Annotated in this window: 13 protein-coding genes; 6 read left to right on the top strand and 7 right to left on the bottom strand. The window is 42.7% G+C overall.

From position 1 onward, the window contains the following. The first annotated feature begins 78 nt into the window (after positions 1-78). From Q0R35_RS14720 to Q0R35_RS14740, 5 genes are all read left to right on the top strand, one after another. Positions 79-1,914 carry an APC family permease gene (locus tag Q0R35_RS14720; RefSeq protein WP_295619797.1) on the top strand — a complete coding sequence of 612 codons (1,836 nt, stop codon included), beginning with the start codon at positions 79-81 and terminating at the stop codon, positions 1,912-1,914. Positions 1,915-2,071: 157 nt separating this feature from the next. Next, positions 2,072-3,202, top strand: a complete 1,131-nt coding sequence (corA, locus tag Q0R35_RS14725; protein ID WP_295619801.1) for a magnesium/cobalt transporter CorA — start codon at positions 2,072-2,074, stop codon at positions 3,200-3,202. A 99-nt stretch (positions 3,203-3,301) separates the two neighbouring features. Next, the gene (gene fetB / locus Q0R35_RS14730) at positions 3,302-4,087 is read left to right on the top strand and encodes an iron export ABC transporter permease subunit FetB (protein ID WP_295619804.1); all 786 of its coding nucleotides are present in this window, start codon (positions 3,302-3,304) and stop codon (positions 4,085-4,087) included. Positions 4,088-4,272: 185 nt separating this feature from the next. Then, a complete protein-coding gene (locus Q0R35_RS14735; RefSeq protein WP_295619807.1) occupies positions 4,273-5,400 on the top strand; it encodes a tetratricopeptide repeat protein in 1,128 nt (375 codons plus the stop codon). A 279-nt stretch (positions 5,401-5,679) separates the two neighbouring features. Next, positions 5,680-6,222 carry a hypothetical protein gene (locus tag Q0R35_RS14740; protein ID WP_295619810.1) on the top strand — a complete coding sequence of 181 codons (543 nt, stop codon included), beginning with the start codon at positions 5,680-5,682 and terminating at the stop codon, positions 6,220-6,222. Positions 6,223-6,242: 20 nt separating this feature from the next. Here Q0R35_RS14740 and Q0R35_RS14745 read toward each other — a convergent pair whose 3' ends face one another. Next, positions 6,243-7,148, bottom strand: a complete 906-nt coding sequence (locus Q0R35_RS14745) for an ion channel (RefSeq protein WP_295619813.1) — start codon at positions 7,146-7,148, stop codon at positions 6,243-6,245. 13 nt (positions 7,149-7,161) lie between these two features. Between Q0R35_RS14745 and Q0R35_RS14750 the strand changes: the two genes are divergently transcribed. Beyond that, positions 7,162-8,178 carry an RluA family pseudouridine synthase gene (locus tag Q0R35_RS14750; protein WP_295619816.1) on the top strand — a complete coding sequence of 339 codons (1,017 nt, stop codon included), beginning with the start codon at positions 7,162-7,164 and terminating at the stop codon, positions 8,176-8,178. 105 nt (positions 8,179-8,283) lie between these two features. Here the strand turns inward: Q0R35_RS14750 and Q0R35_RS14755 are convergent, their stop codons facing one another. From Q0R35_RS14755 to Q0R35_RS14780, 6 genes are all read right to left on the bottom strand, one after another. Further along, a complete protein-coding gene (locus Q0R35_RS14755; RefSeq protein ID WP_295619819.1) occupies positions 8,284-9,093 on the bottom strand; it encodes a hypothetical protein in 810 nt (269 codons plus the stop codon). A gap of 390 nt (positions 9,094-9,483) precedes the next feature. Beyond that, positions 9,484-9,630 carry a hypothetical protein gene (locus Q0R35_RS14760; protein WP_295619822.1) on the bottom strand — a complete coding sequence of 49 codons (147 nt, stop codon included), beginning with the start codon at positions 9,628-9,630 and terminating at the stop codon, positions 9,484-9,486. 75 nt (positions 9,631-9,705) lie between these two features. Further along, positions 9,706-10,308, bottom strand: a complete 603-nt coding sequence (locus Q0R35_RS14765) for an ATP-dependent Clp protease proteolytic subunit (protein ID WP_295619825.1) — start codon at positions 10,306-10,308, stop codon at positions 9,706-9,708. Positions 10,309-10,364: 56 nt separating this feature from the next. After that, on the bottom strand, positions 10,365-11,018 hold the full coding sequence (locus tag Q0R35_RS14770) for an ATP-dependent Clp protease proteolytic subunit (protein WP_295619829.1): 654 nt from the start codon (positions 11,016-11,018) through the stop codon (positions 10,365-10,367). Between the two features lie 89 nt (positions 11,019-11,107). Beyond that, positions 11,108-11,779, bottom strand: coding sequence for an ATP-dependent Clp protease proteolytic subunit (locus Q0R35_RS14775; RefSeq protein ID WP_295619832.1), 672 nt, complete (start codon positions 11,777-11,779; stop codon positions 11,108-11,110). Positions 11,780-12,065: 286 nt separating this feature from the next. Next, on the bottom strand, positions 12,066-12,987 hold a 922-nt coding region (locus tag Q0R35_RS14780), incomplete at its 5' end, for a leucine-rich repeat domain-containing protein (RefSeq protein ID WP_295619835.1).

Genomic DNA, 12,987 nt, shown 5'->3' on the forward strand with positions numbered 1-12,987 from the left:
GTTACCAAATAATATCTAGAGTTCGAGGTTGAATATCTTCAGCATTTATCATCAACTATCCACTATTAGTTTAACCATATGTCATTATCTGGACTGAAGCGGTTGTTAGTTGGTAAGTCATTACCGACTAGTGCCCATGCAGAGGAAAGACTCAGTAATGCTGCTGCACTTGCAGTGCTATCTTCGGATGCATTATCCTCAGTTGCCTATGCTACTGAGGAAATTTTATTAGTTTTAGTAGCTGCGGGGAGTAGCGCACTAGGTAATTCTATCCCGATCGCCACAGTAATTATGCTGTTGCTGGGAATCGTAATTTTGTCTTACAGCCAAACCATCAAAGCATACCCGAATGGTGGTGGTTCGTATATTGTGGCGCGAGAAAATCTGGGATTATTCTCTGGTTTAGTTGCGGGTGGTTCGCTGATGATCGACTACATTCTCACTGTTACTGTGAGTGTCTCCGCAGGTACCGCCGCGCTCACATCGGCAATACCTGGATTGAAGCCACACACAGTGTTACTGTGTCTGATTTTCATGTTTTTGATTATGTTAGTAAACCTGCGGGGGGTGAAAGAATCGGGTAATATTCTGATGGTTCCTACCTACTCGTTTATAGTTGGTATTTTTCTCTTAATTGGCGTGGGACTATATCAACAGGCAAGTGGCAATATCCCTGCTGAAGTAGTTACTAACCTTCCGGTTAAAGAGCCGCTGACGCTGTTCTTTTTGCTGAGAGCTTTCTCTGCTGGTTGTTCCGCGTTGACGGGGGTAGAAGCGATTTCTGACGGGGTGTTAGCGTTCAAACCACCAGAATGGAAAAATGCGCGTCTGACGCTGATTTACCTGGGGGTAATTCTAGGAATCATGTTTATCGGGATTACTTATTTAGCCAATATTTATCATCTGATTCCGGTAGAAGGTGAAACGGCTGTCTCGCAATTAGGGCGGAGAATTTTAGGTAATGGAATTCCTTACTATTTCCTTCAGGTTTCGACGTTATTGATTCTATTACTAGCCGCGAATACTAGTTATGCCGATTTTCCCCGCCTGTGTTATTTTCTCGCACGGGATGGCTTTTTACCCCGCCAGCTATCGATTTTAGGCGATCGATTGGTATACTCCAATGGCATCATCTTTCTCAGTGCGACAGCAGCGGTGCTGGTGATGATTTTCAAAGGCGATGTCAACTCGATTATTCCACTTTACGCAGTAGGTGTATTTACCTCATTCACGCTCTCTCAAGCGGGAATGGTAGTCAGATGGTATCGATTGAAGACGGCTGGCTGGCAATTGAGCGCGCTATTAAATGGAGTTGGGGCACTAGCCACTTTGGTAGTACTGAGTGTAATCGTACTCACCAAATTTGTTGCAGGTGCTTGGGTTGTCGTAGTGGCAATTCCTCTACTAGTATGGATTTTCTTGAGTATTAATAAACACTATAAATATGTTGCCGAACGCTTGAGTATTAACGATCTCGCTCCACGCGGTTATATTCCTCGCCCTCGTACCGAAAAAGTTACCCATCCCGCGATCGTGATCGTCGGGCATCTCAATCGAGGTACAGTGGAAGCACTAGAATATGCCCGCAGTATTGCCGATGAAATTATCGCCGTACATGTAGATATCGGTAGTACCGATCGTGAAAAACTAAATCGTCGATGGGCTGAGTTAGAATCAGATATTCATCTAGAAATTATCGATTCACCATTTCGATCTTTAATCGAACCGATCGTCGATTTTATTACTAGTTACGAGCAACAACATCCTGATGTATTATCGACGATTATCATTCCGGCTTTTGTAACTAAAAATTGGTGGGAAGGTTTACTCCACAATCAAACTACTTTATTCCTAAAGGCAGCTTTATTAGGTAAGCGCAGTCGGGTAGTTACAACTGTTAGATACTATTTATAGTTAACGATCGACAGTTAAAGGCGATAATTTGGATTCGTCTTTAACTGGATAAGGAGATAAGTTCTGGATTATTACGATCGAGATCGAAGTATGGTAAGTAAACTCTTCCGATCGAGCATTCGACAAGATTTATAGTACGCTGCTAGCTGAGTTAATTATGCCAAATTCAGATTTCCCGACTACTTATCAGCCATTAGAAGTATCGCGGCTAGATTATGCTTACGATCGACCGGGAACGATGCCCGGACATTTACATTTGAGTGCAGATGCTCCGCCAGCAGAATTAGTTTTAATCGATTACGATCGCCATAGCTCTACACGGGTATCAATTTCAGAACCAGCAAAAATCAAAGAATATTTAAAGACTCATACCGTCTCTTGGATTGATGTATCGGGATTGGGAAATACGGCAACTTGGGATGCTCTGAGTCCCATTTTCGATCTCCATCGAATGCTGGTTGAAGATGTCGTTAATGTACCCCAACGTCCTAAGATCGAACATTATCAAGACCAAGTATTAATTATTGCAATTATGGTCGTGCTAAATCCAGATCGGACTGGATTTACTAAAGAGCAAGTTAGTTTGGTATTGGGGAAAAACTATTTATTAACAATTCAAGAAGAACCCGAAGAAGATTGTTTTCATGGGGTACGCCAACGAATTGAGATCGATCGAGGTATTATTCGGACGCAAGGTGCAGACTATTTGGCATACTGTTTACTCGATGCGATCGTCGATGGCTTTTTTCCAGTCTTAGAGTATTATGGCGAATTAATTGAAGATCTTGAAGAAGAAGTGATGATTCGTCCAGATCGATCGACATTAGAAAAAATCTACAAAGTTCGCCGCGAATTACTGACAATCAGACGAGCAATTTGGCCGCAACGAGATGCCATTAATTCGCTGATTCGCGATGGCAGCGATTTAATTAGTAGTGAGGTGCAGGTATATCTACGCGACTGTTACGATCATACCGTCCAGGTGATGGATATGGTCGAAACTTATCGAGAACTCGCCACGGGATTAATGGATGTTTATCTGTCGGCAGTTAGTAATAAAATGAATGAAATCATGAAATCATTAACCGTTGTGTCGGTAATATTTATCCCTCTCACCTTTATTGCTGGCGTATATGGCATGAATTTCGATCGATCCAAATCGCCTGTGAATATGCCCGAATTAGGTTGGTATTGGGGCTATCCATTGTGTGTAGCTTTGATGGTAATCACCGCAGGTAGTTTAATCTTCTTTTTCTGGAAACGCGGTTGGTTTAAATCTTCGATTTAGGGAATAGGGAATAGTGGATAGTGGATAGTGGATAGTGGATGGTGGATATCCCAACTCCTTACTCCTTACTTCTTACTTCTTACTCCTTTTACTCCTCCCATGAACCCTCCTCGCGTTTTAGACTTACCAGATATCGGCTGGGCATGTGGGTTAATCGCCATCTCGATCGGGCTGTTACAATGGCAACGGGTGGGATTAGCAGGGCAAATTGCGCTAGCGGCGGCTCGATCGATTTTACAATTATTAGTAATGGGATTTGGATTGCAGATCGTCTGGCAATTAGACAACCCATCGGTAACTGTTGGGGGAATTGGTGCGATCGCGATTGCGACGACAATTGCCGCTAGTAACCGGATTGGCGATCGGATGAAGAATTTACTGCCGATCGTCGGTGGAGCCGTCTTGACGGGGCTAATTATTGCCGTTGGGTATACAATTTTGGTAGTAATTAAGCCGACTGATTGGCATCAGCCGCAATATTTACTCGCCCTTGCAGGGATCTGTTTGGGATATTTACTCAATAATACGGCGGTGGCGGGAGAGCGGTTAATTAGTGAAATCGAGCGGCATCAAGCCGAAATTGAAACTCGGCTGAGTTTGGGCGCGACTCCCGCACAAGCAATTGCAGCTTATCGGCAAATCGCGATTAAGTCTGCACTATTACCAACGATCGATACATTGATGGTAGCGGGTTTGGTGACGATTCCAGGCTTTTTGGCGGGGGAATTATTGGCAAACATTCAACCTGTGAATGCTGCTGGTTATCAAATAGTGGTGTTATTTACCGTCATGGCGAGTAATACGATTGCGGCAATTATCGTCACTGGTGCAATTACCAATCGGTGTTTTACTAAATATGCTCAATTGCGATCTTTCGATGCTTGAGCTAGTTGATACGAGAAAGCGAAAGTTTTTACAACTCAAGCCTCATTAGATAGATGCTACGCTAACAAACTCGCGCTACAATAATTATGTCGATTGTATCCCGATAAGTTAGATTGATTTTGTGAAGCAAAAGTATAGTCAGTATTCACACGCTTTTATTAACAATTTTATTAAAATACCAAATTATGAAACTACCAATTACTACCACTATTACAGCAATTGCGACGATTTTCGCGACATCGATCGTTAGTTGTAATTATGTTAGTGCCAATACTATTCAAATAACCGATCGCAATCATAGCAATCTGCTGGCTCAAGCCCCTCAGAAACAAGCTGAAAGTTTGTTAACATCTGGCAATCGTAAATTTCAGAACAAAGATTATGCTGGAGCAATTGCCGACTTTTCGCAAGCGATTAGCATCGATCCTAACTTTGAAAAAGCTATTTATAATCGAGCAGTTGCTTCTGACTTATCGGGGAATCGTCAGGGTGCGATCGATGATTATACCCAATCTATTAAATTAAACCCTCAGAATATTAATAGCTATTTTAACAGAGCTACTGCTAAAGAAAAAAATGGCGATCGTCAAGGTGCCATGAGCGATCTAGATCGGGTGATTCAACTAGATGCTAATTATGCCGATGCTTATCTCAATCGCGGCAATCTTTGGCTAGAGGCAAATAATATCCGAGCGGCAATTACCAATTTTTCTCAGGTAATTAGGCTCAAACCGAATCGAGCTGATGGTTATCTCAATCGAGGTTTAGCTAAATACAAATTAGCCGATCGACAAGGGGCAATCGCTGATTACGATCTGGCTGTTAAAGTCAATCCTAATTATGATTTTGCCTATGGTAATCGAGCGTGGACAAAATTAGAACTCGGTGACGAACGCGGTGCATTAAAAGATTACGATCGAGCGATTGCCTTGAATCAAAATAACTCTTTTAATTATTATAATCGCGCTAACATCCGTCGAAAACTTGGAGATAATAGTGGGGCAATTTCTGACTATAGCAAAGCAATTCAAATCGAACCCAGCAATTCATTTGCTTACAATAATCGTGGTGTAGCCCAGAAAAATGCCAAAGATTTTACAGCCGCAATTAATGATTTCACCAAAACGATCGCCATCGATCCAAATTTTGCTGAAGCTTACTACAATCGTGCTGCCGCTCGTCAGGCTCTTAAAGATCGATCGGGTGCAGTTAACGACTTTAAAACTGCGGCTAAACTATACCAACAACAAGGTAATAAAAGCAAATCTTCAGATGCCCTCAATTTAGTCTGGCAAGTTCAAAATCAAAAATAAGTAATCTAGCAACGCAATTTGCTATTTATAACCAAGGTTAAAGATTTGGGTATTAGCTATTAGGTATTGGGTATTAGCGATAGGATGAAACCTAATAGCTAAAACCTAACACCATCCCACTAAAAACCCATAACTAGCAACTTGGGTTAGTAGGTTTAGATACCGGGGAAGCAGGGTTTGACGATCTCGATCGCCTGTAAAACATCAAAATTCATTGTAAGATCGCTAAGTTTTAAAAATGTTGTAAACTAGTATTGGCATCTTTGGTAGTCTCAACTTATGGCAATCGATCGTCAAGATCCCGTCCTCAAAAAATTGCCACTGACTTCTCTGTTATTATTATTTGTAACTTATACTACCTTTGGGTGGTTGTTATATGACTGGACCGAAAATCGCCAAGTTTGGCTGTTAGCCGCTCTAGGAATAACGATCCTTGGTAGTGTTGTTACTTATCCCAGTAAAAGTGTTTCGATTGGCTTTGATGGTTTTTTTAAGACAGACACGCGAGCATTAATTTTAATAATATTAGTTAGCGTTTTAGCTGTAGTCTTACTAACATGGTCGCATTTTTTGGTAGATGCGATTGTTATGTTTGCTGCGGGATTATTGGTAAGCTTAGATCTAAAAATTCGGCGATGGAGTAAACCACTGACTCTATGCGTAATTGTCGGCTGGCAATTATTAGGGATGAGTGCAGGGTTAGGATTACATTATCTATATATCCATCCAGTTCAAAATTTACCAGCATATTTTTATTCAGATTATTGGTTCAAATTTATAGAGGGAATTTATCAAAATTTCTCCAGTCAATTGAAGCTCTAAAGTCTAGTTACTAGATATTGCTACTGATTACCCGATTCAACACTCGACTCGGTATCGTGAAAAAAGCTATAATCAAAGTAACGATCTCCATTTGCCGATTTTTGAATCAGATTTGTAAACTTACGATCGAACAAAATATCTTCGGTATTATAAATATACCGAGCGGTAATCGCATATGCAACTGATTCATCGACACCGCCAATTAAAACGCTAATATTCGCATTAAGACGTTTTAAATCGCCAGCATCCAACCCATACAGCGGACTATCGGCATCGATGTGGTGCATAACCGTCCAAGTCAGTACCAGGCTAGGAGTACGCTGGCGCAGTAACTTGAGTTCGTGAATGCGGCGCATACTATCGCCCTCATGCGTAATCTCATCGATAATTAAATAGATTTGCGCGTGAGCTTCTAAAATAAAATTATTCCGCTCGTTAGCAACCCGAAACATCAGCGTTGGCTGACTATTATGACTGGTAATAATGGTAAACTTACTAAATAATAACTTAGCGATCGGTCGCGAAAATCTGGCAAAAGCGATCCCGGTTAACACCGCAATTAACAACAGACTCGTAATTGATTCGAGCGTGACGATCGAATTAGCATAAAATGTTTTAGGATGAATCGCACCATAACCGATCGAAGCCAATGTTTGAACGCTAAAAAAGAAAGCATCGCTAAATAAACCCGCACGCGCTCCCTCCAAACAATCACCCCCAGCTAAATAAGCAAATGCAAATAACGCATTAATGCATAAATAAGCCACCGAAACAATTACCGCAAACCCCATCCAGGGAATCGTTAACAATAAATGGTAGGGATCTCGCCACTGGTGATACCAATTCCCCATCCCATGAATTACAAATCTACCATCTTTGTTTTCAATCTTGATAGTGCGAGCATGGCGGCGAAATCTATTTTTCATAAGCTCGATTGAAATGAGTATAATAACCGCAATGGAACCAAATAATCGATCGCTTTTAACCGAAAATATTGCCACCGAAGATCGACACTTAGACATCGATACATTACAGGAAATCGATCTAATTATTGCCGATGACGATCGCACCGAACCCAGACTAGATCTATGGTTGACAGGGCAATTAGCAGATTTTTCACGATCGCGGTGGCAAAAACTAATCTCCCAAGGACACGTTCGAGTCGGAGATCGAATATGTATTGACAAGCAGTATAAATTAAAAGCTGGCGATCGCGTACGCGTTTTCATCCCCGCGCCAGCCGCACTCGACTTGGTACCCGAAGCAATTCCCCTCGATATTCTCTACGAAGACGAACAACTATTAATCGTCAACAAACCCGCTGGCATGGTAGTTCATCCCTCAGCCGGACATGATACAGGGACTCTAGTTCACGCGCTGTTATCTCATTGTCCCCTCTCTAGTATCGGCGGCGTGCAGCGTCCCGGCATCGTCCATCGTTTGGATAAAGATACTAGCGGCGCGATCGTAATTGCCAAGACCGATTTCGCCCATCAGCACCTCCAACAACAGCTTCAGGCTAAAACAGCTCGGCGCGAGTACTTAGGGGTCGTCTACGGCACTCCTAAGACCGATAGCGGCACGATCGACCTGCCGATCGGTCGCCATCCGGTCGATCGACAGCGCAATACGATCGTCGAACTCGATCGCGGTGGTAAATCGGCGGTAACACATTGGCAGATCGAAGAACGACTGCGGAGTTTTTGTCTGATTAGATTTCGACTAGAAACTGGCAGAACGCACCAAATCCGCGTACATGCGAATCGAATCGGGCATCCGATCGTTGGCGATCCTGTGTACGGTACGGGCAGATCGATCGGTGTCAAGCTGCCAGGGCAAGCCCTTCACGCCCGACAGTTGGATCTAATCCATCCTCTATCTGGAAATCTGATTAGTGCGATCGCCCCGATCCCTACTTATTTTCTCACCCTGCTGCAAGTGCTTCGCAATCGTTAAGCGATCGTGAATGGTAAAGCGAAATTTGTGACGCAGTTTGTGACAAAGGTTACAGATTCATTTGTCGGAACGATCTAAAATTGTAAATAATGATAATATTTATCATCAGTGAGTATGTTCGATTGACACTTCAAATTGGGTAATATTGGTAATCTGACGATCTTTCAAAGATTGTCTGTCAATAGTGTCGTATTCTAATTTGTACTGACTATTGGGATCGACGATCGTTTTGAGGGTGTTGAAGAGTTTGCGATTGACAGGCTTGGAACTGTGTCGATCTCGATCCGAATCATCTTGTTGCTGGATCTGTTGTGCCGATTGCAGCGACATCGAGGCAAGATATTCATCTACCAAAAACTGTTCGCTGACATCGAGGGGTTGCGTTAATGCTAAATTTGCAGAGCGATCCGAGGAATCGACTGGGTTAGTAAAGTAGCAAATCGATCTCGGAAGATGGGGAGATTGAAATGGTGCTGACTCTTCTGGATTGAGATCGCAGTTGGTTCTTTTGGGGCGATTGCCAGCGCGATCGTCGATTTTCGCTGGCGGTGTGGATTCGGGATCGATGCTCTCAGGGAGAGGTGCCAATGAGTCTGTAGCTGGAGGAGCGACGATCGGATTTTCGTTAACTCGCTCGTGGTTGGCAATGGGGATCTGTGCCAAAATTTCTCGCTCGTATTCAGGTGTAAATTGGTAGCGGGGATTGCCCAAACGTTGCCAATTGCTGAGGATACTTTCGACACAGACAATTTTATATCGCCCCCGATAGAGCGACTCGACGATCGCCTTGATAATCCACGTCGAATCGTATTGCCGCATCCATGCTGACAATACATCATCGATCTCCCGATCGTCGAGTTCTAAGCCATAGATTTCTATGACTGCTTTAATAAAATCCTGCTGAAAATGGCTCATTGACAATTAGAATCTTGGGTACCCCCGCTCGCACTCAGTCAAGATAGTTGAACTGATAAAGGCGATCGCGGCTGAATGACTATTAATAGCTCACTAACTGAGTAAATCTAAATTTGGGACGTTTAGATCGCCCGGTTAGTTGCTAAAGTGTGAGCTGTGGGAGGAGGAAATACAAGAGTCAGCGATTTTGACATCCAAATCTTATCAACATCTAGACCCTAACAGACTACTCGGTCTGTAAAATTATTTATGTATTCCAGTCTACACTAAATTGAAACTTATGTATGTTTTTTCTTACTAGCTCGATAAACGATGATAATTCGATCGTTTCCTCGAACAGAACACAGCATAACCCAACTCAGCACTAATGCCTAGAAATCAGATGTTAATTTAATCTACCATACCGAGCCGACGATTATGACCGATCGGCGGAAAACGATCGCGATCGGTAGAATTTATATATACATTAACGACAAATCCCCATTCTCGCTCATCCAGAGCAACAGCTCTGTCGGCGAAAATAGGGAAGATCTTCAAAATTCGATCGGACTGCCAGATTTCGAGGAGATTCTCCGTAGTGCAAAATGCTACTCTAAAGGCAAGTCGTATCTATTAACGAACATTAGTAATCTCGACAACTTTATCAATTAGTCCGTATTCTACAGCTTCCGCTGCTGACATAAAATTATCGCGATCGGTATCTTTTTCGATCCGCTCCAAAGTTTGACCGGAACGATCCGCCATTAGTTGATTGAGCCGAGTCCGAAGTTCGAGAATACGCGTGGCTTCAATCTCGATATCCGATGCCTGCATTCGCCCAGTACCGCCAGAAGGTTGGTGGATCATGATCCGCGCATGAGGCAGTGCCAGACGCTTACCAGGGCTACCAGCCGTGAGTAAAAAGGCACCCATTGAAGCTGCTAAACCGACGCAAATGGTGACGACTTCTGACTTAATGTGTTTCATCGTGTCATAGATTGCCATCCCCGCCGTGATGCTACCGCCAGGGGAATTGATGTAGATATAGATCGGCTTGCTTGAATCTTCAGCATCTAGATATAGCAAGTATGCAACGATATCATTTGCCATATCGTCATCAACGCCCTCAAACATGAATATTATTCGTTCTTGGAATAATCTATCGTAGATGGGAATCCACTGTTCTTGAGGACTGCCAGGTAAACGCCAGGGAACGCTAGGAATGCCAATTGACATAGGAGTTAGGAGGTGGAAGTTAATTACAAAAAATCAGTTTGACTCTCAAGCTTAATCTACAGAGTAGAAAGTTCCTTTGAGTTTTCCAAAACTCGATCGATCAATCCATATTCTTTAGCTTCATGGGGTGTCATGTAAAACATCCGTTCGCTGTCTTGCTGGATTTTTTCTGGAGATCCACCTGTTGTCTTTGCAAATATATCCACAATCGTTGATTTTTTTGCTAAGACTTGGGCTGCATTAATGATAATGTCCGAAGCTTGTCCTCTCGTACCCGCACGAACGGGCATTAATCCGATCGTAGAATTGGGTAAACTCGCTCGCTGACCAGGAGCACCAGCAGATAATAATAGTGTGGCAATCCCCATTGATTGACCCAGACATATCGTACGCACCTCAGACTTTATGTGTTGAATGGTGTCATAGATTGACAACCCAGCCATGATCGACATCATCCCTGCTTCCATGCCCGCCATACCTGCGGCAACAGGATCGCCCAAAGAGTTGATATATAGATATATCGGCTTAGTATTATCATCTGATTCTAGATATAGCAAATATGACACAATCATATTTGCGAATCCATCGGTAATTGGTTGATTGAGGAAGATAATTCGCTCTAGACTCATCCGCGTGTAAACATTCATCCACTGCGACTGAGAACTTCCGGGGAGTTTATATGGTACTAAAATTGGATTGTAGTTAGGCATATTTAAATCAGTTGACAGTTAACAGTTGACACTTAATACTTTTAGTAATGACTAGAAGATTTGTTGTTTAATCGACAATCTCTCTGTTTTCAGACTAAGGCTGGTATAGGTACTGGCAAGTCTTTAACACTGCTAAGAACGATATCGATGATGCCGTATTCTTTAGCTTCGGCAGGAGTCATGTACAACATCCGATCGGTATCTTTGGCGATTTTCTCCGCTGGTTGTCCGGTACTGTGAGAGAAAATGTTTAAAATTGCGGCTTTGTTGTCTAAGACTTCTTTTGCCTGAATCTGAATGTCGCTGGCTTGTCCCTGTGCGCCACTACGCGGCTGGTTTAGCACGATGGTGGCATGTGGAAGACTTGCTCGACAGCCCTTAGTCCCTGCGGCTAAAATCATTGCGGCTGTGCCCATTGCCTGTCCGATACAAATCGTATGCACGGGTGGCTTAATATAGCCCAGCGTATCGCAAATCGCGAAGGCTTCGGTTTCAAAGCCCATCGAGTCTCCTGTGTACCAAGATGTCCCTGTCGAGTTGATATAGAAGTAAATCGGTTTTTCGGGATTGTCAAACTGGAGATATAACAGTTGGGCGATCAACAGTTTGGTGGGATCGTAGCCCATCTGGTCTTTGTATTCATCGGAAGATACCAAAAAACCTCCCATATAGACGATCCGCTCTTTGAGTAACAACGAGGGTAAATCTGGTGGCGGTGTCCGGTAATAGCTGTCGCCGCCGTAATATTGGGACTGTACCATGTCTTTATTCCACTAGATCGCACTTTATGTATCTATGGTAACTCGCGATCGGTTGGTGGCGGTGGGTTGATAACCGATTATCCTTACATTTTGCATTAAAACAAAGTTAATAGTGTTTCGGTGGATAGCTTGCACTGAGCGACAGCCAAAGTGTGAATAGTCGATCGTGAATAGCTTGCCCTGAGCTTGTCATCGCGTCTTCCGACTTTCGCGACAGCCGTTGGCGTAAGCCTGCCGTAGGCACAGTGAGCGTCTGGAGTAAGGAGAAGGGTGGATAGTAACCTAATTACGTTTGCACGATAAATTCATCGGGATGAATGCCATGATTTACCCATGTAATTGCCGCTTCCGCACTCACCATTTCTGGTGGTACGCGCAGGATATGAATATGTGCCGTCGAGGGGCAAGTCATCTTTAATAACACCATCGGTTCTGTATCGATCGGTTGCTCTTCATCATCATAAATTTTTTCTACGCCGTCGATTTTCAATAGTGTATATTCTCTCCACGTATCGATCGCCACTGCCTTCAATTCCGTGCAGATTCGATCGTACCCAATTCGCTCGATTAAAATCTGTCTTATTTCAACATTATCTTCATCCAACAACCATTCAGATTTCCATTCACTAAATTTAATCCAATATCTACGCGGTAGATAAACGTTGTAAAAGCAAACGGTTTTTAGATTGAGTAAACTTTGTAAGATCGACAAATCTTCTATTAAATTACCATTCAGATCGATCGTAGTTAAATTCAAAAGATATATAAAATTGTCTGGCAACTTCTCTAATTTATTTAAACTTAGATCTAAATTGCTTAAATTAAAAAGATTTTCAAAGCTTTCTGGCAAACTGGTTAATTGATTGCGACTTAATTTTAGGTCGTATAATCGGGAGAGATTGCCAATATTTTCTGGTAGACTCGCTAGCTGATTATCTGTTAGGTCTAAATTAAGTAAGTTACAAAGATTTTCGACATTGGCAGGCAATTCAGTTAGTTGCCAATTATTTAGTTCTAGCCGAGTTAAACCCGAAAGTTGGCAAACTCTATCAAATCCTACTTGCTTTATTAAAGCTCGTCTAATTCGAGCGTCATCTTCGTCTAATAACCACTCAGCTTTCCACTCGCTAAACTCAGTCCAATATTGATATGGTAGACTACTGCCAAAAAGCATGACTGTTTCTAAGTTATCTAAACTCTTCAGTGCT

The sequence above is a fragment of the Chamaesiphon sp. GL140_3_metabinner_50 genome (assembly GCF_025361915.1).
Lineage (GTDB): Bacteria > Cyanobacteriota > Cyanobacteriia > Cyanobacteriales > Chamaesiphonaceae > Chamaesiphon.